The sequence below is a fragment of the Stenotrophomonas rhizophila genome, from assembly GCF_003751305.1.
Lineage (GTDB): Bacteria > Pseudomonadota > Gammaproteobacteria > Xanthomonadales > Xanthomonadaceae > Stenotrophomonas > Stenotrophomonas rhizophila_B.
The window spans coordinates 175,360-199,188 of the sequence record NZ_RJKV01000003.1; the positions used below are offsets into that span (position 1 = coordinate 175,360).

A 23,829-nucleotide genomic window follows, 5' to 3' on the forward strand; every position below is an offset into this window, starting at 1 on the left:
TTCCCGGGTGTCACCGGTCAGACGAAGAGACGGCCAGTGGCCGTCACGACCGTTCATCAGACCGCGTCGGACAACGAGGTGAAGGTGAAATCGCGCAGCTTCATCGGCGGGATCATCATCACCAGGCTGGACTCGTCACCGGCCACACGCACCGGCTTGCCCAGTTCTTCGATGTTGTTGAGCATGATCACCGGCGACTCGTTGAAGCGGAAGTTCTTCACCGGGTGCTTGATCTGGCCGTTCTCGATGTAGAAGGTGCCATCGCGGGTCAGGCCGGTCAGCAGCACGGTCTGCGGATCGACCATGCGGATGTACCAGGTACGCGTGACCAGGATGCCCTTCTGGGTGCCACGGACCAGCTCGGCGGTGCTCTTGTCGCCACCGGCCATCAGCAGGTTGCCCGGCCGCGCGTTGGCGGTCTTGCCCTGCTTCTGCGCCCAGAAACGCGAGTAGTTGAGGTTGGCGATCTTGCCATCCTTGATGATGTCCAGCTTCTCGCGTGGCTGACCTTCGTTGTCCCACGGCAGCACGGCCGCGTCCGGGTGCCACGGGTCGGCCACCATGTTCACGCGCGGGTCGTAGACCTGTTCGCCGAGCTTGTTGCCGCCGCCCTTCCTGGAGAGGAAGCTGCGGCCTTCATCGGCCGAGCGCGCATCGAAGAAGTTCATCATGAAGCTGATCAGGCCGGCCGCGGCCGCCGGCTCCAGTATCACCGTGTACTTGCCCGGCTCCAACGCCTTGGCTTCGGCCGATTCGGTGGCCTTGCGCATGGCGATGCGGATGTCCTGGTCGGCCTTGAAATCGGCAGCATCCTTGAGGTTGCGGCCGACCCAGCCCGAGCCGCGGCCGTCTTCGGTGCGCACGGTGCAGGTGTAATCGAAGTTGGTGCCGCGCTGGTAACCGAAGTTGCCGTTGCTGTTGGCGGTGGCCTGGAAGCTCTGGCCGTCTTCCAGGAAGCCGGCGGCGATCAGGCCGTTGCCACGGCACGGCGCGATCGAATCGGCGGCAACCTTGGCGCGGAAGGCCGGGTCGATGGCCGCGGTGGATTCGCTGAAGGTCGGGCTGGACCGGTAGGTCTGCTTGCCGATCGCCGGCAGGAACTCCGGGTTCTCCGGGGCCAGGCGGGCCAGATCTTCGGCACGGCGCACCACGCGTTCCAGCGCGGCGTCGTCGAACTCGTTGATCGAGGCGGTGCCGACGCGCTTGCCGAAGGCGACCGTCACGGCCAGTTCGGTGTTGTCGACGATCCCGCTGGTGGAGACGTTGTTCAGTGCGAAACGGATGTTGCCGTCGATCGAGCCGGCCAGCACGGCGGTGCACTCATCGGCCTTGGAGAGCGCGATGACCTTGTCGAGGATGGCCTTGGCCTGGGCTTCGGTGAAGATACTCATGGATTGGGGCTCCTGACCGGTCAGCCGAGGCTGCGCGCGGTGTTGATGACGTTGATGCCGTTGAAGCGCGCGGTGGACGAACCGTGCGAGACCGCCGAGACCTGGCCGGGCTGGCCCTTGCCATCGAAGAACGAACCGCCCAGGCGGTAGTCGCTTTCATCGGCCACGGCAGTGCAGGCGTTCCAGAACTCCGGCGTGCGGATCTGGTAGGCCACGTCCTCGAGCATGCGGGTGATCTGGCCGTTCTTGATCTCATAGAACAGCTGGCCACCGAACTGCGCGTTGTAGCGCTGCTGATCGATGGAGAACGAACCGTCGCCGATGATGTAGATGCCGTTCTCGACGTCCTTGACCATGTCGGCCACGCTCAGCTTGGTCTTGCCCGGCGCCATCGAGACATTGGCCATGCGCTGGAACTGCACGCTGGACCAGGAATCGGCATAGCAGCAGCCGTCGGACTCGGTCTTGCCCAGGATATGGGCCTGGTCGCGGATGGTCTGGTAATCCACCAGCTTGCCTTCGCTGATCAGGTCCCAGCGCTTGGTCTTGACGCCTTCATCGTCGTAGCCGACCGCACCGAGGCTGCCCGGCTGGGTCTTGTCGGCGAAGATGTTGACCTTGTCGCTGCCGTACTGGAAATGCTGCTCGCGCTTGTCCAGCGTGGCGAAGCTGGTGCCGGCGTAGTTGGCTTCGTAGCCGAGCACGCGGTCCAGTTCCAGCGGGTGGCCGACCGACTCGTGGATGGTCAGCCAGGTGTGCGACGGATCCAGGATCAGGTCGTACTTGCCTGGCTTCACCGACGGTGCCTTGAGCTTTTCCTGCGCCTGCTTGGCCGCGGCGATCGCATCGGCCTTCATGTCGTAGGAGTTGCGGTAGTTGACCACGCCGTTGGGCGAGACCGCCTTGCCGGTGCCGACGCCATCAAGGTACTCGTAGCCCAGGCCCATCGGCGAGGACAGCCCCGAGCGGGTGCGGAACTTGCCGGTGCTCTTGTCGATCGCGGTGACCGTCATCGGTGCCCAGATGCGGTGCACGTCCTGGTCGATGTAGGAGCCGTCGGTGGAGGCGAAGTACTTCTGCTCGTTGACCAGGAACAGCATCGAGTTGACGAAGCTGGCGCCGGCGCCCATCGCACCTGCATTGACGTCCAGCAGCAGCTCGACCTTCTCCTTGATCGGCACGTCCATCGCGTTCTTGCGGATCGGCGTGCGCCAGGACACCTCACCCACGCCGGGTGCGGCGGCCAGCTGCACCGGGGCGGTCTGCACGCCGGCGTTGGCCTTGGCGATCGCGGCGGCCTGCTGCGCGGCACGCGCCACATCGGTGGTGCCGAGCTGGTTGGTGGCGGCAAAGCCCCAGGCGCCGTTGACGATCACGCGGATGCCCACACCGGTCGATTCGGTGTTCACCACGTTCTGGACCTTGTCCTCGCGGGTGATCACGTACTGGCGCAGGTAGCGGCCGATACGCACGTCGCAGTAGGTCGCGCCGGCCTGGCGCGCGGCGGCCAGGGCGGCATCGGCCAAGCGCTTCTTGAGCGCCGGATCGAGTGCGCTCTGCAGTTGTTCGGCGGCAATGACCTTGCCGAAGAACGACGGCACGATCAGTCCGCCAGCGGTAAGCCCGGTCAGGGCGAGAAAGTCACGTCTTTGCAAGGCAGCTCTCCACGTCGGTGTGGGGGTGGCAGGGAAACAGCGACATCAGGGCGACCGCCGCGGCGGCACAGCCGATTCTTGCGGCCATGCGGGCGCCGCGGTAGTGACATTCGGCACGGAGCAGGGACAGGCTCATCCCAGGCTGCGCGCGGTGTTGATGATGTTGATGCCATCGAAGCGCGTGGTCGACGAGCCGTGCGAGACCGCCGAGACCTGGCCCGGCTGGCCCTTGCCATCGAAGAACGAACCGCCGAAGCGGAAGTCGCGCTCGTCGCAGATTGCGCTGCAGGCATTCCAGAACTCCGGCGTGCGGATCTGGTAGGCGGCGTCCTCGACCATGCCGGTGATCTCACCGTTCTTGATCTGGTAGTACAGCTGGCCGCCGAACTGCGCGTTGAAGCGCTGCTGGTCGATCGAGTAGGAGCCACGGCCGTGGATGTAGATGCCGTTCTCCACGTTCTTGATCATGTCGGCCACGCTCAGCGGGGTCCTGCCCGGCGCCAGCGACACGTTGGCCATGCGCTGGAACTGCACGCTGGACCACGAATCGGCGTAGCTGCAGCCGTGGCTCTCCTTCTCGCCAAGGATATGCACCTCGTCGCGGGTGGCCTGGTAGTTGACCAGGATGCCGTCCTTGACCAGGTCCCAGCGCTTGGTCTTCACGCCTTCATCGTCGTAGCCCACCGCGCCCAGGCTGCCCGGGGCGGTCTTGTCGGCGAAGAAGTTGACGATGTCGCTGCCCCAGCGGAAGCCCGCATCGCGCTTGTCCAGCGTGGCGAAACTGGTGCCGGCGTAGTTGGCCTCGTAACCGAGCACGCGGTCCAGCTCCAGCGGGTGGCCGACGTTCTCGTGGATCGTGAGGAACAGGTTGGACGGGTCCAGCACCAGGTCGTACTTGCCCGGCTTGACCGACGGCGCCTTGAGCTTCTCCCGCGCCTGGCGGGCCGCGGCGATCGCGTCCTCCACCGGATCGTAGGAGTCACGGTAGGCGACCACCCCGCCGGGCAGCGCGATCTTGCCGCGCGCCTCGCCATCCAGGAACTCGTAGCCCATGCCCATCGGCGAGGACAGCCCGGCGCGGGTGCGGAACTTGCCGCTGGCCTTGTCGATCGCGGTGGCGGTGAAGGGCAGCCAGATGCGGTGCACGTCCTGGTCGATGAAGGAACCATCGCTGGAGGCGAAGAACTTCTGCTCGTTGACCAGGAACAGCGTGGAGTTGATGAAGTCGGCGCCGGCATTGAGCGCGGCTGCGTTCAGCGACAGCAGCATGTCGACCTTGTCCTTGATCGGCACCGCCATCGCGTTCTTGCGGATCGGGGTCTTCCAGCTCACATCGCCCACCCCGGTGACCGGGGCCAGCTGCACGGGACGGGTCTGGATGCCGGCGTTGGCGCGGGCGATTGCCGCGGCCTGTTCGACGGTGGCCAGCACCGCGGCCGGCGTCTGCAGATGGGTTGCGGCAAAGCCCCAGGCGCCGTTGACGATCACCCGGATGCCGATGCCCGAGGATTCGCTGTTGGTGACGTTCTGGACGTTGGCCTCGCGGGTGATCACCGCCTGGTTGAGGTAGCGGCCGATGCGCACGTCGCAGTAACTGGCACCGGCGCGCTTGGCGGCGGCGAGCGCAGCCTCGGCCAGCGCCTTCTGGCGGCCCACATCGCCCGGTTCGAGCAGTTGCTCGGCGGCGATCAGCCGACCGTGCGGCAGTACCAGGCCAGCCAGGCCCATTCCAGACAGCGCTAGGAACTCACGACGTTGCACAGCTCACATCCCCCAAGGACGGCCGACGGCACGAGGGCCGGCGGCGTTGGACAAGCCTTCGACTTTCAACGCCATGACAGGGTGGCACAAGTGACTGCGGTCATGGTTGGATGGACATCGATTCCCTGCCGATGTGACATTCCCATGAGTAAGATGCGCTGGTCCGAGGCCTGTGAGCGCAATCGCGCGCCCATCCTGGCGGTACTGCAGCGCCACCTTGCCACGCGCCAGCGGGTGCTGGAGATCGGCAGCGGTACCGGCCAGCACGCGGAGCACTTCGCAGGTGCACTACCGCATCTGCACTGGCAGGCGAGCGACCATCCGGATCATCTGCCCGGGATCGCCGAGCGGCTGCAGGCCGCCGGCCTGCCCAACACACCGGCACCGTGGCCCTTGCAGGCGGTACTGTCGCCGGTGCCGGGGCTGGGGCCGCTGCCCGCCGCGCCGCTGGCGTTCGATGCGGTGTTCAGTGCCAACACGCTGCACATCATGAGCTGGGCGCACGTCCAGGCCCTGTTCGCCGGGTTGCCGACAGTCATGGCCGATGATGCGCTGCTGTGTGTCTACGGCCCCTTCAACGAGCAGGGGACCTTCAGCAGCGAGAGCAATCGCCAGTTCGATGGCTGGCTGAAGGCGCGCGATCCGGCCTCGGGCATCCGCGATGCCGAGGCGGTGGATGCGCTGGCGGCCGGAGTGGGCCTGGTGCTGATCGAGGATGCCGCGATGCCGGCCAACAACCGGCTGCGGGTCTGGCGGCGCACCCGCTAGATCCGACCGTTGGTCGGCGGCGCTTGGTTCCGGGCGCGCGCTGCGGTTAGGATCAGGAGGGGAGGTTGTTGTGACAACCTGGGGGAGTTTGCATGGCAGTTGCAAGACAGATGCTGGCCAGCCTGGCGCTGGCCGTAGGGGCCTGTGTGTTCAACGCGTCGGCGCAATCGCTGCCGGCGGTGCAGGAGTTCTACTTCGACAACGACGTGGCCGCCACCCCGATGGTGGTGGTGCAGGGCGAGGGTGGGGATCTCGTCGACCAATTGATGAAACACCGCGAGCGCGGCCGCAAATCGCTGGAGGCGACCGTGCAGTTGGCCGGTGTGGCGATCGCGCAGGGGCGGCCGGAACTGGGGCGAAGCCTGTACGAGCAGGCGACGACGGCGGCGACGGCCACCTCGGTGCAGGGCCGTTCGGTCCGCTGGAACTATGGCTGGGATCTGTTCCGGCTGGGCGAGCCCGAGGCGGCGCTGGCGCACTGGTCGGCCGCCCAGGCGGGCCTGCGTGGCAACCCGTCATGGGTACCGCCCACCTTCGCGCTGGCCCTGTGGACCCTGGGCCGCAAGAGCGATGCGGTGCAGTGGTATGCCGCTGCGGTGCGCACCGAGCCGCAACAATGGAGCGGAACGGATCGCTACGCCGCCCTGTTGCCGGGCTGGCGCGACAGCGAACGCGCCACGCTCGCCGAGATCCAGCAGGCATGGGCGGAAAAGCCGCCGGCCTGGCCGTGATCGCGCGGGCCTGCCCGGGCAAGCGGGCAGGCCCGGCGCATACCGTGGGAGGATCACGCTTCGACCATCGTCGGGGCGGCGGTGGCGGCCGAGTGGGCTAGGCTGTCGCGATGGCCTTCGATGCATTCGCGCTGATCCTGACCATGCTCGGCCTGGGCATGGTCTTCTCGCGCCTGCGCGCGCTGCCGGAGAACACCGCCGATGTGCTGAACCGCATCGTGCTGTACGTCTGCCTGCCCGCGGCGGTGCTGATCTACGTCCCCCGCCTGCATCTGGATACCAGCCTGATCGGGCTGGTCGCCACGCCGTGGCTGTTGATGCTGTGCACACTCGCGGCAGTGAGCCTGGCCACGCGCGCCTTCGGCTTCGCCCGCGATGTGCATGCGGTGCTGCTGATCTGCGTGGCGCTGGCCAATTCCAGTTTCATCGGTTACCCGATGGTGCGCGCGCTGATCGGTGATCATGCGCTGCCCTATGCGGTGGTCTACGACCAGTTCGGCACCTTCGTGCTGCTGTCCACGTTCGGCCTGTATGTGATCGCGCGCTACAGCGGCGACACCCCGCCGACCGCCGCGCAGATCCTGCTGCGGATCGCGAAGTTCCCGCCGTTGTGGGCGTTGCTGTTCGCGCTGACCCTGATGCCTGAGCAGCCGCCGGGCTGGATCGGCACCGGGCTGAAGCAGCTCGCCGATGCGATGCTGCCGCTGGTGATGCTGGCAGTCGGTTTTTCCATCCAGCTGCGCCTGCCACTGGACGAGCTCAAGCCGCTGGGCATCGGGTTGCTGCTGAAGCTGCTGGTGATGCCGGCGCTGGCGCTGCCCATCTCTTGGGCGTTCGGGTTGCAGGGCGCGATGCTGCAGGCCAATGTGCTGGAGTCGGCGATGCCGACCATGATCACCGCCGCCGCGCTGGCGATGTCACATCGCCTCGCCCCGCGCCTGGCGGCCGCGCTGGTTGGCTACGGCATCCTGCTGTCGCTGGTGACGCTGCCGGCGTGGGTGTGGGTGTTGCACCGCCTGGCGGGATGACGCGCGCGGATCATTCGTCCGCGCTGACGGTGCGCCCGCGCGCCCACTCGCGCAGCGCGGTGACCTGTTCTGCCATCAGCACCGACAACGGCCGGCTGCCGCGGACTTCCTGCATCAACAGCTCGGTATCCAGCACGCGTGACTCGGCATGCGCGGCATACAGGCCCGATACCACGGCCTGTTCGATCTCCGCGCCCGAGAAGCCGTCCGCTGCCGCCGCCAGGGCGGGCAGCGCGAAGTCGTCGGCGTTGAGCTGACGCTTGCCCAGGTGCAGCCGCAGCAGCTCCACCCGGGTGTTGGCATCGGGCAGATCCACGAAGAAGATCTCGTCGAAGCGGCCCTTGCGCAGCAGCTCGGCCGGCAGTTCATGCACCTGGTTGGCGGTGGCAACGATGAACACGGTGCTCTTGCGCTCGGCCAGCCAGGTCAACAGGTGGCCGAGCACGCGGCGCGACACACCGCCGTCTTCGCCGCCACTGGCCAGGCCTTTTTCGATCTCGTCGATCCACAGCACGCAGGGCGCCAGCTGCTCGGCAGAGGCGAGTGCGTCGCGCAGGTTCTTCTCGGTCTCACCGTGGTACTTGTCGTACAGGCTGCCGAAATCCAGCCGCAGCAGCGGTACGCCAAACCCGGCGGCGGTCGCCTTGGCCAGCATCGATTTGCCGCAGCCCTGCACGCCGAGCAGCAGCATGCCCTTGGGCGGGTCCAGGCCGGCCGGGCCGGCACCGCCCAGGAACACCGGGCGACGCTGGTTGACCCAGCGCTTGAGCCGATTGGCGCCGGCCACATCGGCAAACCGCGTGGTGTCGTACTCGAAGTGCAGGTGCCCGGCGCGGTTGAGCAGCTCGAACTTGAGCCGGGCCAGCTGCGGCAGGTCATCCTGGCTGAGGGCGCCATCGGCGAAGATCAGCTGCCGGGCGATCCGCCGCGCGTCGACCAGGCTCAGCCCGCGCAGGTTGTGCAGGATCTTCTGCACGGCCTCGTTGTCCACTTCCACGCGCCGCCCGCCGTTCTCGCGGGCATAGGCTTCGGCTTCCTCGCGCAGCATCTTCAACAGGGCATTGAGGTCGGGCAGGCGCGGGTTGAAGCGGGTGGCCAGCGCTTCCAGCTCGGCCGGCAGCTCGACCTTGGCCCCGATCAGTACCAGCACGTGGGCCTCGCAATGCCGCCGCTGGATCAGGTCGCGCAGCGCGCGCTGGTGGCTGGCATAGCCCAGGTACGGATGGAAATCGAGCAGCAGGTAGATGCCGCGCTGCTCGGCCTGGCGGATCATCTGCAGGGCCGCGCTGGCATCGGGCGGACCGACCGGGTCGTCCTCGCGGTCCATGTCGATCCGGCGCAGGCCTTCGGTGATCGACCAGCGGTGCAGGGCACGCCAGACATGCATCAGGGTCTGCCGGAACAGCTCCACCACGCGGCCTTCATCCTGGGTCTCGATGATGATCAGCGGGGTGTTGGCGCGGATCAACGCGCTCAGGTCCTGTAGTTCGCTCATGCCGGCGGTCAATCCATTGGAACCATCCACGATAGCAAAGCCGCGGCCGCCCGTTCTGGTTCAGCGCTGCGACTATCTCCGTCACAGGCGCCGGTGTAGGCTGCCGGAACGTTTCCCGGAAGCGAGGCTTGCATGAAGACGATCCTGGTGGCCGGTTCCAAGGGCGGGGTGGGCAAGACCACCGTCGCCACCCACCTGGCGGCGCATTCGGCATTGGCAGGCAAACGGACCGTCCTGGCCGATGCCGATCCACAAGGCTCCAGCACCCGCTGGGCGCAACGCCGCTCGGTCCTGGAAAGTGCCGTGCTGCCGATCGACGTGTACCGCAAAAAGAGCTGGGAACGACTGGTTCCCGAGGGCACCGACGAGGTCATCATCGATGCCCCGGCCGGTGCGATGGCCGACGATATTCCCCATTTCCTGGACGCGGCCGATGCCGTCGTGGTGCCGGTGCTGCCATCCGCGCTGGACATCGAAGCCATCGTCGGCTTCCTCAACAGCCTGTCCAAAGTTCCCCGCGTACATAACCGCCGCCTGCCGGTCGGCCTGGTGCTCAACCGCACCAAGCCCTGGACGCAGACCTCGCAGCAGGCGATACAGATGTTGGCCGAATGGCCGTACGAGGTCGTCGCACAGTTGCGCGACAGCCAAAGCTATGTGGTGATGGTCGGGCTGGGCCGGAGTCTGTTCGACTACCGCTCGGCCCAGGTGCGCGAGCACCAGAGTGACTGGGAGCCGCTGTTGAAGTGGCTGAAGAACGCCTGACACGAGAGATCCCATGCGAGAACTGATACTGCTGCGTCACGCCCATGCCGAAGCCGCCAGCACCGGCCAGGCCGATCTGGACCGCCCGCTGTCGCCGGTCGGTCTGGCCGAAGCCGAGGCCGCCGGCCGCTGGCTCAAGGAAAACAACCTGCTGCCCGACTGCGTGTTGTGCTCGCCGTCGCGGCGGACCCGCGAAACCCTCGAAGCCGTGCTGGGCATCACCGGGTTCGTCGAGAAGCGGCTGGAAGATGCCGTCTACGATGCCACCCCGGGCACCCTGATGGGGTTGATCGATGCCCGTCGTGATGTCGACCGCCTGCTGGTGGTCGGCCACAACCCCGGCCTGGAGCAGCTGGTCGCCTTGATGAGTGAAGGCACCAGCAGCGACTACCGCGGCATGCCGCCGGGCGGGATCGCGGTGCTGGCGTTCGACCGTGATGCTGCCATCGAGCCGGGTGTCGCCAGCTTGACCGCGTTCTGGTGGCCATAACCCGTGTGGGCAGTCCGCGCGGCGTGGGTCGGGCTACTGCTGATGGCAGGGGCGGTGCATGCCGCCCCGCCGTCGTCCGTACCGGCACCGACCAGCCATGCGCTGGCCTTCGACACGGCCAAGTCGCGCTTCGGGTTTGAGATCCGGACCCGGCTGGGGCAACGCATGGAGGGGGTATTCCCCCGCTTCGAAGGCAACATCGAGGTGCTCTCCGACGGTCGCCACCAGGTGCACCTGCGGATGTTCACCCGCTATGTCGAGATTCCCGGCAAACCCCGCTACACCGGCTGGATGCGGGGCGAGGAGTTTTTCGACTCGGCCCGCTATCCGGTGGTCGAGTTCGACTCGCTGCCCTACTGGCCGGAGGTGGTGGAGAAGGGCGGTGCCATTGAAGGCCGCCTGATCCTGCGCGGGGTCAGCCACCCGGAGACCCTGCGGGTGGAAGCGCCCGAGTGTGCCCGGGCCGGGTATGATTGCGACGTCGTCAGCCGCGGTACCGTCCAACGTGGCCGGTATGGAATGGACAGCTGGCAGCTTGCCTTGAGTGATCGAGTGACCTTTGTATTGCGTGCGCGTCTGAGCGAGGCGCCGAAACCGTGAATCCATTGCTGCGTCTGTTGGTGCTGGCAACGCTGTTGCTGGGCAGCGGCTGTGCCTCGCTGTCCAACGCCGAGCGCGACCGCGCGGCCGGCATCGCCGTGCAGGCGCGCTCGACCGTGGTTGACTGCACCCAGGCGGACCGCTGCGCGCTGGATTCACCGCTGCGCGCCCTCGGGGGCCGCGCGTTCGCCGAATCCCACGCCGGCCAGCCGCGCCACTACGCCACCATCCTGGACGAAGGCGAAGTCGCCCTCGTCGCGCGTTTGAACCTGATTCGCAGTGCCACGCGCAGCATCGACCTGCAGACCTACATCTTCGACAAGGACGACAGCGCCCGGCTGGTGCTGGACGAGCTGCAGGCGGCCGCGCGCCGCGGGGTCAAGGTCCGGTTGTTGATCGATCAGCTCTCGGCGATCTCCGATCTGGAAATCCTGGGGGCCCTGTCCGGCAGCCATGCGAACTTCGAGCTGCGGGTCTACAACCCGACCTTCGGCAAGGCGCGCCTGAACTACTTCGACTACGCGGCCAGCGTGGTGTGCTGCTTCCGCCGCTTCAACCAGCGCATGCACAACAAGCTGCTGGTGGTCGACGATGCACTCGGCGTGGTCGGCGGGCGCAACTACCAGGACGACTATTACGACTGGGACAGCGAATACAACTTCCGCGACCGCGACGTGATCGTGGCCGGCCCGGAAGTGCGCGAGATGGCCGCCAACTTCGATGCGTTCTGGCGCGCGCCGCGCAGCGTGCCGGCCGAACGCCTCAATGATGTTGGGCGCACGCTGCTGCGCCAGGGTGTCCCGGCCATGCCGCCGGCCGATGTGCGGCGACCGGAGCGACTCGAACGGGTCAGCGAAGAGGCCAACGACCCCGACTACGTTCGCCGCACCTTCGTCGATACCGCCCTGCCGGTGGCCTCGGTGCAGTACGTAGCGGATCTGCCGCGCAAGCACCGCCGCGAACGGGCCAGCCAACCGGCCAACGGCCAGCACGTGACCGAGCCGCAGCTGGATTCGCTGATTGCCAGCGCACAGACCGAGGTGCTGCTGCAGACCCCGTACCTGGTGCTGTCCAAGCCGGCCCAGCGCCTGTTCCGCGATCTGCGCAAGCGCGAGCATGCACCGCGCGTGGTGGTGTCCACCAACAGCCTGGCCGCCACCGACAACCCGATCGTCTATGCGCTGTCCTACAAGTACAAACGCCGCAACCTGCGCGAGCTGGGCTTCAACGTCTACGAGTTCAAGCCGTTCCCGCTGGATGCCCCGGTGGACTACCGCAACCTGCTGCCGGCGCCGCTGGGCACCGAAGCATCGTCTTCGCCGGGCCGGCGCAGCAGCCTGCTTGGCGGCAGTGCGGCCGGCAGCAATGCGCGCAGCAGTGGCAGTGCCGACAGCCGTCGCAGCAGTGATACCGGCAGTGATGCCGATGCTGTTCCCCGGGTCACCCGCCAGCCCACGCCGGGCCCCTCCGCGCGGCGGCGCATGGATGGCAGCGTGGTCGAGCGCCGCGTGCTGCGTGCTGAAACCCGGCCGTCCTTCCTCGGTACCAAGGCGGTCAACAAGCCGTTGCCGGTCACCCGCACGGGCGCCCGCATGGGGCTGCATGCCAAGTCGCTGGTGGTGGACCGTCGCATCGGCGTGATCGGCACGCACAACTTCGACCCGCGCAGCGAGAACTACAACACCGAAGGCGCGGTGATCATCGATGACCCGGTGTTCGCCGAGGCGCTGGCACAGAGCATCCTGCGCGACATCCACCCGCAGAACTCCTGGGTGGTGGCGCCGCGTGCCAAGCCGCCGGTGCTGTCCGGATTGAACTACAGCGTCGGCAAGGCCTCCGAAGCATTGCCCGTGCTCGATTTCTGGCCATGGCGCTACGCCACCGATTACGAATTCCAGCCGGGCCCGGCGTGCCCCGAGCCGCTGCGGCGGCAGGACCCGGCGTTCCATACCTGCTATGTCGCCGTCGGTGACTTCCCCGAGGTGAATGTCGGGCCGAAGTGGTTGCTGGTGCGCATGCTGACCGCCTTCGGCGCCGGGCTGGTTCCGATTCTGTAATCCTCCACGGAGAAGCTGCATGCCCCAGGTATTCCGCGACGCGGTGTCCCTCGAGACACTCAACGACCTTGGTCGCAACACACTCATCGAGCACCTGGGCATCACGTTCACCGCGGTGGGCGAGGACTGGATCAGCGCGACCATGCCGGTCGACGAACGTACCCGCCAGCCGTACGGCATCCTGCATGGCGGTGCGTCGGTGGTGCTGGCCGAGACGCTCGGCAGCAGTGCCGGCAACCTGTGTGTGGATACCAGCGCGCAGGTCTGCGTCGGGCTGGAGATCAACGCCAACCATATCCGCGCCGTGCGCGCCGGCACCGTCACCGGTACCGCGCGTGCGGTGCACGTCGGCCGCAGCACCCAGGTCTGGGACATCCGTATCGAAGATGAGGCCGGCAAGCTGGTCTGCACCTCGCGGTTGACGCTGGCGGTTGTTCCGGCGGTCCGGCCGGGCTGATCGGCGGCATGGCATGGACGCTGTGTTGCACCGGCCATGACAGTGCGCCGGCGCATGTCGCCCCGGTGGCTGTGCCGTGCAGGGGCACCGGCTTGACCGCGTGCGGCGAGTGGCGTGCCGCTGTCATGGAATTGTCCGGATTCCGCTGGCAGAGCCTGCGGCGCTCGGGTATCGTTCGCGGATGAATTCCCCCACTCCGGCCTCACGTGGCGGCGTGGCGCGTGTGTGCCGTTACCTGTACCGCGTACCGCTGCTGCTGGTCCACCTGTTGCTGTTCCTGCCGATGCTGCTGATCGCCATGCTGCCGCCGTGGGGGCGTGTGCGTGTGGGCGAGCGTACGTTCGAGCATGCCGCGGTCAACGCCTGGTCGGCCGGCCTGATGTGGATCTTCGGCTTCCGCCTGCACCGGATCGGCACACCGCTGCCGGGCGCGGTGCTGTTCGTGGCCAACCACGTCAGCTGGGTCGACATCTCGATGCTGCACAGCCAGCGGATGATGGGCTTCGTGGCCAAGCAGGAGATCGCCGGGTGGCCGGTGGTCGGTTGGCTGGCGGCCCGCGGGCAGACGATCTTCCATCAGCGTGGCAGCACGGAATCGCTGGGGGGCGTGATGCAGGAAATGGTGGTGCGCCTGCGCGAGGGCAAAGCCGTTGGCGTGTTCCCGGAAGGGCGTACCCGCGGTGGGCACGAAGTGGGCCCGTTCCACGCGCGCATCTTCCAGGCCGCAGTCGAGACCCAGGTGCCGATCCAGCCGGTGGCACTGCGCTATGGCGTGCGCGGTGACGCACAGACCATCGTCGCGTTCGGCCCGAAAGAGAGCTTCTTCGCCAACTTCCTGCGGCTGCTGGGCGAGCCGGCGCGGCGGGCCGAGGTGCACTTCCTCGCGCCTATTGGTACTCACGATCTGGAAGGCCGTCGGCGCATCGCGGAAACCTCGCGCGCGCGCATCCTGGCGGCCATGTCCGCCGAGTAACCCGGTGCTGTTCCTTCACGCGCCAGCGTCGCAGCCGGGAGCAGGCTCGCGCCCATGTTGACCGCTGCCGACTATCAACCGCCGCGTTGGCTGCGCAATCCGCATCTGCAGTCGATGCTCAGCTCCAGCCGCATGCGCATGCAGCGCGGCCTGGTGTTGCTTGCGGCCACCGGCGCGCTGTCCAACGAGCTGATCCTGGATGGTGGCGAAGGCGTGCGCCTGCAGGGCTGGCACAGCTATATCCAGGGCCGTCAGCCAATCGGCATGGCGCTGCTGCTGCACGGCTGGGAAGGCAGCGCCGAATCCAGCTACATGCGGATGACCGCCGCGCGGCTGCTTGAAGAAGGCTATGACGTGGTGCGGTTGAACTTCCGCGACCATGGCAACACCCATCACCTCAACCCCGGCATCTTCCACTCCAACCGCATCGATGAAGTGGTGCAGGCGGCCGGCGACATCGCCCGGCGCTGGCCCGAGCTGCCGCTGGTCGCCGCCGGCTATTCGCTGGGCGGCAACTTCGTGCTGCGCCTGGCCCTGCGTGCACCGTCGGCCGGGGTACCGTTGCGCCGGGTCGCCTCGGTCTGCCCGGTGCTGGACCCGGCCATCACGATGGAGAGCATCGAGAACGGCCCGGCGATGTACGACTGGTACTTCCGGCGCAAGTGGGCCGGTTCGCTGCGCCGCAAGCGCGACCTGTTCCCCGAGCTGAGCGACTGGGACGACCGCGTGCTCAAGCTGGACATCCGCGCACTGACCGCCTGGCTGGTCGAGCACCACACCGATTTCGGCTCCCTGCAGGCGTACTTCGATGGCTACTCGATCGCCGGCGACCGGTTGGCCGGGCTGCAGGTGCCGGCCGACATCCTGATGGCCCAGGACGACCCGGTGATCCCGTTCACCACCTTCAACGGCTGGCGCCTGCCGGCCCATGCCCACCTGGAAATCGCCCCGTGGGGCGGCCATTGCGGCTTCCTGGAGAACTGGCGCGGCGATGGCTTCTCCGAGCGCTGGGTGGCCCAGCGGCTGGGGATCGAGGCGAACACGCCCGCCTGATCGGCCGTTCTGGCGGGCCGGCCCCGCTACAATCGGGGTTTGACCCTCGAGTTCGGACCGTCATGCAAGACCAGATTCTTCAAGCCCTGCGCCGCAATGCGGTGGACGACGCCGTGCAACTGGCGCGCGAATGGACCACGGCCGAGCCGGAGCAGCCGCAGGCGCACCGCTGGCTGTCGCTGTCGCTGCAGCAGCAGGGCCAGTTCGACGACGCGCTGACCAGCCTGCAGCAGGCACTGACGCTCGCCCCGGAGAACGCCGATCTGCACCTGCAGCAGGCTGGCCTGCTGTTGGCCCTGCGCCAGTTCGACGCCGCCGGTTCGGCGCTGGACCGCACCGCCGAACTCAATCCCAATGAGCTCTCCGCCTATGTGATGCAGGCGCACCTGGCGCTGGCCCGCAACGATGTGGACGAAGCCGAGCGGCTGACCCGCCTGGCCACGCGCGTGGACGAAGACCACCCGGAACTGGCCGCACTGTCAGGCATGGTCGCGCTGCGCCGGGGCGAGGTGGATCGCGCGCTGTCGCTGCTGTCGGCCGCCAGCGAAGCCCTGCCGGGTGATTCGCGGGTGTTGTACGCCCTCGGCTTTGCCTATCTGGGCAAGGACATGCTCGCCTTCGCCGAGCAGGCGTTCCGCCGCGTGCTCGAGTTGAACCCGAGCGTCACCTCGCTGCAGGGCCTGATCGTGCAGCTGGCGCTTCGCCAGGGCCACGTGGATGTGGCCGCCGAGATGATGCGCCACGTGCTGGCCACCCCGGCCGGTGATACCCCGGCGATGCGCCGTCTGGCCGGCGAGCTGGAACTGCAGGCCGGGCAACCGCTGCAGGCGCTGGAGCAGCTGCTGCCGGTGCTGGCGCAGTGGCCTGCCGATCGCCACACCCTGCAACTGCTGCTGATGGCCTGGCAACGCCTGGGCCGCGAACAGCAGGCCCGCGAAACGCTGGATGCGACCCTGGCCGATCACCCCCAGGTGCATGACCTGTGGATGGCGCGCCTGACCGTGGAGCCGGTCGGTGGGCCGGAAGCGGTTGCCGTGGGCGAGCGTTGGCTGGAGGCCATGCCCGAGCACCTGCCGGCGCTGGAAACCCGCCTGCGCCTGCACGACATGAACAATGAAGACGACGCGGCCGAAGCCGTGGCCGAGCGGATCGTGACCCTCGAACCGGGCCGTGCCAGTGGCGAAATGCGGCTGGTCGACGGCCTGCTCAAGCGGGATCCCCCGGCCGCCATCGCCCGCGTGCAGGCGCTGCACGATGGCGCGCCGGACGCGGCCAAGCCATCGCTGCGCGCGTGGCTGGGCTCGGTCCAGGACCGTGCTGGCCAGTACCGTGAGGCGATCCGGACGTGGGTCGAACTGCACGCCGCCGAAGCACCGCAGCGTCTGCCGCTGCCGCCCCAGGCCAAGGCGCCGCTGAGCTGGCCGGACCTGGCACCGGTGCCCGAAGGCAACGCTGTTGCACCGATCTTCGTCTGGGGTGCCCCGGGCTCGGGCGTGGAGCGCGTGGTCGCGGCCATGGCCGCCGCCAGCCCGGTGGTGCGCGGGGATCGGTTTGGTGCGACCCCGCCCAACGATGCCTTCCAGAGCTATCACACGCTGCAGGACCTCTCGACCGGCAAGCTCACTGCCGAGGCGCTTGTAGAACAATGGCGCAGCCAGCTGCCGGCCCGCGGCGTTCCCGAAGGTGCGGTGATCGACTGGCTGCTGTGGTGGGACAACGCCTTGCTGTGGGCGTTGCGCCCGCAGCTGCCGGAGGGCCGCCTGATCATCGCGCTGCGCGATCCGCGCGACATGCTGCTGGAGTGGATCGCCTTCGGTGCACCGGCACCGTTCGCGTTGAACTCGGTGCACGAAGCTGCCGAATGGCTGGCGCGCTCGCTCGCCCAGATCGCCACCCTGCACGAGCAGGACCTGTACCCGAATGCGCTGGTGCGCATCGATGACATCGGCCACGACGCGCAGGCCATGGCACATCATCTGGGCAACCTGTTCGGCATGCATTTCCCGCCCGCGCCCACGCTCGGCCCGGCCCGCATGGCCCCCGGCCATTGGCGCGACTACCGCGATGAGATGGGCCCGGCCTTCGCGCTGCTGACCTCGGTCGCGGTGCGCCTGGGCTACCCGGAAGAGTGAGGAGACGCACATGCAGCTGAGCAGTGACAGCATCACCAACGGGCAGCCGATCGCGGCCACGTTCGCGGCCGGCAACGCCGAGGGCTTCGCGCCCAACCGCAACCCGCAGCTGGCCTGGCACGACGTGCCGGCCGGTACCCGTTCGTTCGCGTTGTTGTGTATCGACCCGGATGTGCCGACCGTGCCGGAGACGGTGGGCCGCCAGGATTGCACGGTGCCACGCGATCAGCCGCGTGCGCACTTCGCGCACTGGGCGATGGCCGATATCCCGGCCGACGTGCGCGAGCTCGCCGCAGGCAGCTGCAGCGACGGCTTCACCGTACGCGGCAAGACCCAGCCGGCGGGCCCTGCGGGCTGCCGCCAGGGCCTGAACGATTTCACCGGCTGGTTTGCCGGCAATCCGGACATGGCCGGCCAGTACCTGGGCTATGACGGCCCGTACCCGCCGTTCAACGACGAACGCGTGCATCGCTATTTCTTCCGCGTGTTCGCGCTGGACGTGGCGCAGCTGGCGCTGCCCGATCCGTTCACTGCAGCGGACGTGCTGCGCGCGATGCACGGGCACGTGCTGGCCGAAGCCTCGCTGCATGGCACCTACACGTTGAATCCGGCGCTGGCCTGAGGTGAGGCCGACCGTTGGTCGGCGCGCGCGCCGGTAGGTACCGACCGTTGGTCGGTACCGCGCTATCGGGAGCCGGCCAGCGGCCGGCACTACAGATCGGGAGCCGGCCAGCGGCCGACACTACAGGATGAAGAAGGGCGGCCCGTGGCCGCCCTTCTGCTTTCTTATTTCTTCTCGTTCGCGGACTCGACCACCATGTCCAGCACGTAGGCGTTGGACGAGGCATCGGCCGGCGGGTTGGCGATCGTGTAACGCTTCACGCGCACCACGTTGCGCACGCCGTCTTCGTGGGTGTAGCCCTCGATGACGTCGTAGAAGTTCTGCCACTCGCCCGGCTCGCCCTGCTTGACGCCGTTGGCGTCATAGCGGATCTCGCGGGTCTGCAGGCACTGCTTGTCGCGGATCATCGGGTGCGGACACGGCTTGGTCTGCGCGGCCACTTCCAGGAACACCGTTTCGCCTTCGCCGCCGTAGCGGGTTTCAGCGGTCGGTTCCGGGGTGAACACCAGCACATCACCGTTGGCGGTACGCAGGGTCAGCTGGCCGGCATCGCCCAGTTCGGTCTTGAGCTCGCCTTCCAGGCGGCTGCCGACGGCCTGGTCCAGCGCCATCAGGTTCTTGTCCGTGCAGGCCATCATGGTCGAGGCCATCGGCGAAATGGTCAGCGAACCATCGGCCAATGTGTAGCCGCCGCCCATGCGGTTGCAGGTGTTGCTGATCGCGATGCGGTCATCCTTGAAGTCCAGCGTGACCGGCTTGTCGGCACGGGCGAACAGCGCATCGATGCGCTTGCCGCTGGCATCGGTGGCCGAATCCAGGCGCCAATGGCTGCCCTGCAGGCGCTGCACGTCCAGACGGGCCACGGCGGCCTGGTCGGCGGCGGCGGTCGGTGCTGGGGCGAGGTCATCGCGGCCGGCCGGAGCGGTGGAGGGGTTGCTGCAGGCGGCCATCAGGGCCAGCGGCAGGATCAGCATCAGGGTGCGTTTCATGTACATCTCCTTGGGAACCTGGGGAAAAACGCCGGCGCATCCACAACGGGGTTGTGCCGGCGCCGGGCCGTTCAGTTGCCAGCCGGCAACCAGAGCAGCAAGGCCGCGCCCAGCGCGATGCGGTAGAACGCAAACGCAGTGAATCGGTGCGACTTGATGTAGCCCAGCAACCACTTCACTACGATGAAGCCGGTGACGACCGCGGCAAGGAAGGCCACGCCCACATCGGTCCAGTTCTCGCTGGCCAGCTTGCCGTCCTTGGCCAGTTCCAGGAAGGCATAGCCGCTGGCGGCGAACATGGTCGGGATCCCCACCAGGAACACGAACTCGGTGGCCTTCGCGCGGCGGCTCAGGCCGAACAGCATCGCGATGAAGATCGCCGCCGCCGAACGCGAGGTGCCCGGGAACACACCGGCCACCACCTGCGCCACACCGACCAGGATGGCGACCTTCCAGGTCACCTCATCGCGCTCGGGCAGGCGCGCGGTGTAGGCCTCCACCAGGAGCATCCAGAGGCCGCCGATGATCAGCGCCCAGGCCACCGGGGTGACCGTCTCGGGCAGCTCCCAGCCGGCCAGTCGGACCGGCAGGCCGACCACGGCGGTGACCAGGAACGCGGTGCCGAGCTTGAGCACGTAATCGCGGTTGGCGCGCTCATGCAGGCCGGTCGCCAAGGACCACAGCCGCTGCCGGAACACCAGTGTGATCGCCAGGATCGCGCCGGCCTGGATGATGATGTTGAAGAAGTCCGAGCGTGCGCCCAGCCAGTGCTGGGCGATCAGCAGGTGGCCGGTGCTGGAGATCGGCAGGAATTCGGTGAGGCCTTCAAGAATGCCCAGAAGGAGGGCGGAGAGCAGATCGGACATCGGGAGTGCTGGGGCTCGGAAGGGGTGACATCGGGAGGCAGCATAAAACATCCAGGCCGCGCACCAAATGTGTGCGTGGTGCACGGTGTGCACTACTTTGGTGCGCACTGGCACGTGTCGCGTTGGTTGACAGCCCAGTGAAATCAAGGGTTTGTGAAGTCTGAAGAGTTGGCACGGGGATTGCTCTATCCACACAGGCAATCACCCATCTGAGGTTTCACCGATGTCCGTGGAAAATGTTGAGAAGCTGATCAAGGACAACCAGATCGAGTTCATCGACCTGCGTTTCGTCGATATGCGTGGTATCGAGCAGCACGTCACCTTCCCGGTCAGCATCGTGGAGCCGTCGCTGTTTGAAGAAGGCAAGATGTTCGATGGCAGCTCGATCGCCGGCTGGAAGGGCATCAACGAATCGGACATGGTCCTGCTGCCGGATCCGTCCAGCGCCTACATCGACCCGTTCTACGCCGACCCGACCCTGGTCATCAGCTGCGACATCCTCGATCCGGCCACCATGCAGCCGTACGGCCGTTGCCCGCGCGGCATCGCCAAGCGCGCCGAGGCCTATCTGAAGTCCTCCGGCATCGCCGAGCAGGCCTTCTTCGGCCCGGAGCCGGAGTTCTTCATCTTCGATTCGGTCCGCTTCGCCAATGACATGGGCCACACCTTCTTCAAGATCGATTCCGAAGAAGCGGCCTGGAGCACCGGTGACAAGTACGACGGCGCCAACAGCGGCTACCGTCCCGCCGTGAAGGGCGGCTACTTCCCCGTCCCGCCGACCGATTCGCTGCACGACCTACGTGCGGAAATGTGCAAGACGCTGGAACAGGTCGGCATCGAAGTGGAAGTACAGCACCACGAAGTGGCCACCGCCGGCCAGTGCGAGATCGGCACCAAGTTCAGCACCCTGGTGCAGAAGGCCGATGAACTGCTGCGCATGAAGCACGTCATCAAGAACGTCGCCCACCGCAACGGCAAGACCGCCACCTTCATGCCCAAGCCGATCGTCGGTGACAACGGCAGCGGCATGCACGTGCACCAGTCGCTGTCCAAGGGCGGCACCAACCTGTTCTCCGGTGACGGCTACGGCGGCCTGAGCCAGCTGGCGCTGTGGTACATCGGCGGCATCTTCAAGCACGCCAAGGCCATCAACGCCTTCGCCAACTCGGGCACCAACAGCTACAAGCGCCTGGTCCCGGGCTTTGAAGCCCCGGTGATGCTGGCCTACTCGGCCCGCAACCGTTCCGCCTCGTGCCGCATTCCGTGGGTGTCCAACCCGAAGGCGCGCCGCATCGAAATGCGCTTCCCCGATCCGATCCAGTCCGGCTACCTGACCTTCACCGTGCTGATGATGGCCGGCCTGGACGGCATCAAGAACCAGATCGACCCGGGCGCACCGAGCGACAAGGATCTGTACGACCTGCCGCCGGAAGAAGAGAAGCTGATCCCGCAGGTCTGCTCCTCGCTGGACCAGGCCCTGGAAGCGCTGGACAAGGACCGCGAGTTCCTCAAGGCCGGTGGCGTGATGAGCGACGACTTCATCGACGGCTACATCGCGCTGAAGATGCAGGAAGTCACCCGCTTCCGCGCGGCGACCCACCCGCTCGAATACCAGATGTACTACGCGAACTGAGCAACAGGTGACGATGACGAAGGATATCCCTCCCACCCTTCGTCATCGTCGCCGCCTTTTGCAGCCCTCGCATCCGGGCAGCAACGGGTCCGCAGGACATGTGCTGCAGCTGGGGAGCCGCAGCGCAGGCAACACGTACCACCAGGGGCAAGAGAGACCGGACGCGTCATGGGCCCTTCCTCCCTCCCGCGTCACCGCTGGCGTCGCCCTTCGGGCGTCGGCATCGGCGTGGCCCATGCAACGTTCGGCGCAACGACCGGCGGCCATGTGCAAGTGGCCGCCGGTTGACCTGACATCGGCCCCACGCGGGCCGGTTCCATCCACCATCGGGATATGCGCATGAAACTGATCTCCGCCATCATCCGGCCGTTCAAGCTCGACGAGGTCCGCGAGGCCCTCTCCGACGCTGGCGTGTCGGGCATCACCGTGACCGAAGTCAAAGGCTTCGGGCGCCAGAAGGGCCACACCGAGTTGTATCGCGGCGCGGAGTACGTCGTGGATTTTCTGCCGAAGATCAAGATCGAGACCGTCGTGACCGACGATCGCCTGGAGGCCGTGGTCGAGGCCATCCAGACCGCGGCCGGCACCGGCAAGATCGGCGACGGCAAGATCTTTGTCACCGCGGTCGAACAGGTCGTCCGCATCCGCACCGGCGAAATCGGCGCTGACGCGCTCTAACCCCACTCGGAGCCCACAATGAAGACCTCTTTGTTCACCGGGTGGCAAGCCCGGTTCCATGCGGTGTGCCTGATGATGCTGATCAGCGCGCTGGCCGTTGGTGCGTTCTCCAGCAGTGCGCACGCCCAGGCGCAGGTCACCCCGGCACCGTCGGAGACGGTCGCGGTCGAGCCGTTGCCGACTGCGCCGGAGGCCACTGCTGCCCCGGTCGCCGAAGCCGCCGCTGCGGCCACGTTCGATCACGGCGATGTGGCCTGGATGCTCACCTCCACCTTGCTGGTGCTGCTGATGGTGGTGCCGGGCCTGGCCCTGTTCTACGGCGGCCTGGTCCGCTCCAAGAACGTGCTGTCCATTCTCAGCCAGATCCTGGTGGTGTTCTCGCTGGTACTGATGCTGTGGGTGGCCTACGGCTACAGCGCGGTGTTCAGCGAAGGCAACGCCTTCTTCGGCTCGTTCACCGAGTTCGCCTTCCTCAAGGGCTTCGGCCCGGATACCGTCGGCAACACGCCGATCGCCGGCCTGCCGGATTACCTGTTCGTCGCCTTCCAGTCGACCTTCGCCGGCATCACCACCGCCCTGATCGTCGGTGCGTTCGCCGAGCGCATCAAGTTCAAGGCCGTGCTGCTGTTCTCGGCCCTGTGGTTCACCCTGAGCTACATCCCGATGGCGCACATCGTGTGGGGCGGCGGCTATCTGGGTGAGATGGGCGCGATCGACTTCGCCGGTGGCACCGTGGTCCACATCAATGCCGGCGTGGCCGGCCTGGTGGGCGCGTACTTCGTCGGCAAGCGCATCGGCTACGGCCAGACGGCACTGAAGCCGCACAACGTGCCGTTCACCTATATCGGCGCGATGCTGCTGTGGGTGGGCTGGTTCGGCTTCAACGCCGGCTCGGCTGCCGCAGCCGATACCGTCGCCTCGCTGGCCTTCATCAATACCATCCTGGCCACCGCCGCCGCGGTGCTGGGTTGGACGCTGGTCGAAGCAGTCAGCAAGGGCAAGCCGTCCGCGCTGGGCGCTGCCTCCGGCGCCGTCGCCGGCCTGGTCGGCATCACCCCGGCCTGCGGCACCGTCGGCCCGCTGGGCGCGATCGTGATCGGCCTGGTCGCCGGCGTGGTCTGCGTCTGGGGCGTCACCGGTCTCAAGCGCCTGCTCAAGGTCGATGACACCGCCGATGTGTTCGGCGTGCACGGCATCGGCGGCATCGTCGGTGCGCTGCTTACCGGTGTGTTCAGCGCGCAATCGCTGGGCGGCACCAAGGCCGACCTGGACATCGGTCATCAGGTCTGGGTGCAGCTGGTCAGCGTCGGCTTCACCATCGTCTGGTGTGCCGTGGCCACCGTGCTGATCCTGCTGGTGGTGCGCATGGTGTTTGGCCTGCGCGTCACCGAAGAAGCCGAGCGCACCGGCCTGGACGTCACCTCGCACGGCGAGTCGGCCTACGAGGCCTGATCCGCGCGCAATACCGCATTAGAAACGAGAGAGAGATGTTTTACCTTTGCCGGCGGCCTTCGGGTCGCCGGTTTTTTGTGGGCGCCTGGTCAGGGTGTTCCGGTGCCCGGCGTCGGACAAGGGTCACAGTTTCCGGCACGCCGCGCCCGGAGCCGTCGGTCCACGGGACTGCCTGTTTTACGCGCGACCCTGCTGCGCGCAGGGCGCATCCGCGCCCGGCCATCGCCCGGACC

General features: G+C 67.2%; 22 protein-coding genes. 15 read left to right on the forward strand and 7 right to left on the reverse strand.

Features of this window, described 5'->3' with window-relative positions; translation table 11 throughout:
- Window positions 1-56: 56 nt before the first annotated feature.
- From EDF74_RS15885 to EDF74_RS15895, 4 genes are read right to left on the reverse strand one after another with little or no spacing between them, the layout of a single operon-like run.
- Window positions 57-1,391, reverse strand: coding sequence for a TldD/PmbA family protein (locus EDF74_RS15885; protein WP_123731020.1), 1,335 nt, complete (start codon window positions 1,389-1,391; stop codon window positions 57-59).
- A 20-nt stretch (window positions 1,392-1,411) separates the two neighbouring features.
- Complete coding sequence (locus EDF74_RS15890; RefSeq protein WP_123731021.1) at window positions 1,412-3,046, reverse strand: TldD/PmbA family protein; 1,635 nt, start codon at window positions 3,044-3,046, stop codon at window positions 1,412-1,414.
- Window positions 3,033-3,182 carry a hypothetical protein gene (locus EDF74_RS18295; protein WP_221180355.1) on the reverse strand — a complete coding sequence of 50 codons (150 nt, stop codon included), beginning with the start codon at window positions 3,180-3,182 and terminating at the stop codon, window positions 3,033-3,035. The genes EDF74_RS15890 and EDF74_RS18295 overlap by 14 nt, the downstream gene beginning before the upstream one ends.
- On the reverse strand, window positions 3,179-4,807 hold the full coding sequence (locus tag EDF74_RS15895; RefSeq protein WP_184997333.1) for a TldD/PmbA family protein: 1,629 nt from the start codon (window positions 4,805-4,807) through the stop codon (window positions 3,179-3,181). Before EDF74_RS15895 ends, EDF74_RS18295 begins: the two co-directional genes overlap by 4 nt.
- Window positions 4,808-4,951: 144 nt before the next feature.
- Here EDF74_RS15895 and EDF74_RS15900 point away from each other — a divergent pair, with 144 nt between their 5' ends.
- The 3 genes from EDF74_RS15900 to EDF74_RS15910 all read left to right on the forward strand — a co-directional run bounded on the left by EDF74_RS15900 (window position 4,952) and on the right by EDF74_RS15910 (window position 7,334).
- Window positions 4,952-5,575 (forward strand): DUF938 domain-containing protein, encoded by a 624-nt coding sequence (locus tag EDF74_RS15900; RefSeq protein ID WP_123731022.1) that lies wholly within the window; start codon window positions 4,952-4,954, stop codon window positions 5,573-5,575.
- Between the two features lie 92 nt (window positions 5,576-5,667).
- On the forward strand, window positions 5,668-6,306 hold the full coding sequence (locus EDF74_RS15905) for a tetratricopeptide repeat protein (RefSeq protein ID WP_123731023.1): 639 nt from the start codon (window positions 5,668-5,670) through the stop codon (window positions 6,304-6,306).
- A gap of 110 nt (window positions 6,307-6,416) precedes the next feature.
- Window positions 6,417-7,334, forward strand: a complete 918-nt coding sequence (locus EDF74_RS15910) for an AEC family transporter (protein ID WP_123731024.1) — start codon at window positions 6,417-6,419, stop codon at window positions 7,332-7,334.
- 10 nt (window positions 7,335-7,344) lie between these two features.
- Here the strand turns inward: EDF74_RS15910 and EDF74_RS15915 are convergent, their stop codons facing one another.
- Window positions 7,345-8,829 carry an AAA family ATPase gene (locus tag EDF74_RS15915; RefSeq protein WP_123731025.1) on the reverse strand — a complete coding sequence of 495 codons (1,485 nt, stop codon included), beginning with the start codon at window positions 8,827-8,829 and terminating at the stop codon, window positions 7,345-7,347.
- 132 nt (window positions 8,830-8,961) lie between these two features.
- On the opposite strand from EDF74_RS15915, the gene EDF74_RS15920 reads away from it, so the two are divergent.
- The 9 genes from EDF74_RS15920 (at window position 8,962) to EDF74_RS15960 (ending at window position 17,978) form a co-directional block, all read left to right on the forward strand.
- Window positions 8,962-9,594: a ParA family protein gene (locus EDF74_RS15920; RefSeq protein ID WP_123731026.1), complete on the forward strand. Its 633-nt coding sequence runs from the start codon at window positions 8,962-8,964 to the stop codon at window positions 9,592-9,594.
- 13 nt (window positions 9,595-9,607) lie between these two features.
- Window positions 9,608-10,084 (forward strand): SixA phosphatase family protein, encoded by a 477-nt coding sequence (locus EDF74_RS15925; RefSeq protein ID WP_123731027.1) that lies wholly within the window; start codon window positions 9,608-9,610, stop codon window positions 10,082-10,084.
- A 42-nt stretch (window positions 10,085-10,126) separates the two neighbouring features.
- On the forward strand, window positions 10,127-10,684 hold the full coding sequence (locus EDF74_RS15930) for a YceI family protein (RefSeq protein ID WP_260232303.1): 558 nt from the start codon (window positions 10,127-10,129) through the stop codon (window positions 10,682-10,684).
- Window positions 10,681-12,741, forward strand: a complete 2,061-nt coding sequence (locus tag EDF74_RS15935; protein ID WP_123731029.1) for a phospholipase D-like domain-containing protein — start codon at window positions 10,681-10,683, stop codon at window positions 12,739-12,741. Before EDF74_RS15930 ends, EDF74_RS15935 begins: the two co-directional genes overlap by 4 nt.
- A gap of 19 nt (window positions 12,742-12,760) precedes the next feature.
- The gene (locus tag EDF74_RS15940; protein ID WP_123731030.1) at window positions 12,761-13,198 is read left to right on the forward strand and encodes a hotdog fold thioesterase; all 438 of its coding nucleotides are present in this window, start codon (window positions 12,761-12,763) and stop codon (window positions 13,196-13,198) included.
- A 181-nt stretch (window positions 13,199-13,379) separates the two neighbouring features.
- Window positions 13,380-14,171, forward strand: a complete 792-nt coding sequence (locus tag EDF74_RS15945) for a lysophospholipid acyltransferase family protein (RefSeq protein WP_123731031.1) — start codon at window positions 13,380-13,382, stop codon at window positions 14,169-14,171.
- Between the two features lie 57 nt (window positions 14,172-14,228).
- Window positions 14,229-15,224 carry a YheT family hydrolase gene (locus EDF74_RS15950; protein WP_184997348.1) on the forward strand — a complete coding sequence of 332 codons (996 nt, stop codon included), beginning with the start codon at window positions 14,229-14,231 and terminating at the stop codon, window positions 15,222-15,224.
- A gap of 62 nt (window positions 15,225-15,286) precedes the next feature.
- Window positions 15,287-17,356, forward strand: a complete 2,070-nt coding sequence (locus EDF74_RS15955; RefSeq protein ID WP_123731033.1) for a tetratricopeptide repeat protein — start codon at window positions 15,287-15,289, stop codon at window positions 17,354-17,356.
- 10 nt (window positions 17,357-17,366) lie between these two features.
- A complete protein-coding gene (locus tag EDF74_RS15960) occupies window positions 17,367-17,978 on the forward strand; it encodes a YbhB/YbcL family Raf kinase inhibitor-like protein (protein ID WP_123731034.1) in 612 nt (203 codons plus the stop codon).
- Window positions 17,979-18,142: 164 nt separating this feature from the next.
- Here the strand turns inward: EDF74_RS15960 and EDF74_RS15965 are convergent, their stop codons facing one another.
- Both EDF74_RS15965 and EDF74_RS15970 read right to left on the reverse strand, forming a co-directional pair.
- Window positions 18,143-18,967 carry an META and DUF4377 domain-containing protein gene (locus EDF74_RS15965; protein WP_123731035.1) on the reverse strand — a complete coding sequence of 275 codons (825 nt, stop codon included), beginning with the start codon at window positions 18,965-18,967 and terminating at the stop codon, window positions 18,143-18,145.
- Between the two features lie 71 nt (window positions 18,968-19,038).
- On the reverse strand, window positions 19,039-19,833 hold the full coding sequence (locus EDF74_RS15970) for an undecaprenyl-diphosphate phosphatase (protein ID WP_123731036.1): 795 nt from the start codon (window positions 19,831-19,833) through the stop codon (window positions 19,039-19,041).
- A gap of 223 nt (window positions 19,834-20,056) precedes the next feature.
- On the opposite strand from EDF74_RS15970, the gene glnA reads away from it, so the two are divergent.
- The 3 genes from glnA to EDF74_RS15985 all read left to right on the forward strand — a co-directional run bounded on the left by glnA (window position 20,057) and on the right by EDF74_RS15985 (window position 23,596).
- Window positions 20,057-21,466 (forward strand): type I glutamate--ammonia ligase, encoded by a 1,410-nt coding sequence (gene glnA / locus EDF74_RS15975; protein ID WP_123731037.1) that lies wholly within the window; start codon window positions 20,057-20,059, stop codon window positions 21,464-21,466.
- A gap of 339 nt (window positions 21,467-21,805) precedes the next feature.
- A complete protein-coding gene (locus EDF74_RS15980) occupies window positions 21,806-22,144 on the forward strand; it encodes a P-II family nitrogen regulator (RefSeq protein WP_019184907.1) in 339 nt (112 codons plus the stop codon).
- 18 nt (window positions 22,145-22,162) lie between these two features.
- Window positions 22,163-23,596, forward strand: a complete 1,434-nt coding sequence (locus tag EDF74_RS15985; RefSeq protein ID WP_123731038.1) for an ammonium transporter — start codon at window positions 22,163-22,165, stop codon at window positions 23,594-23,596.
- The last annotated feature ends 233 nt before the right edge of the window (window positions 23,597-23,829 follow it).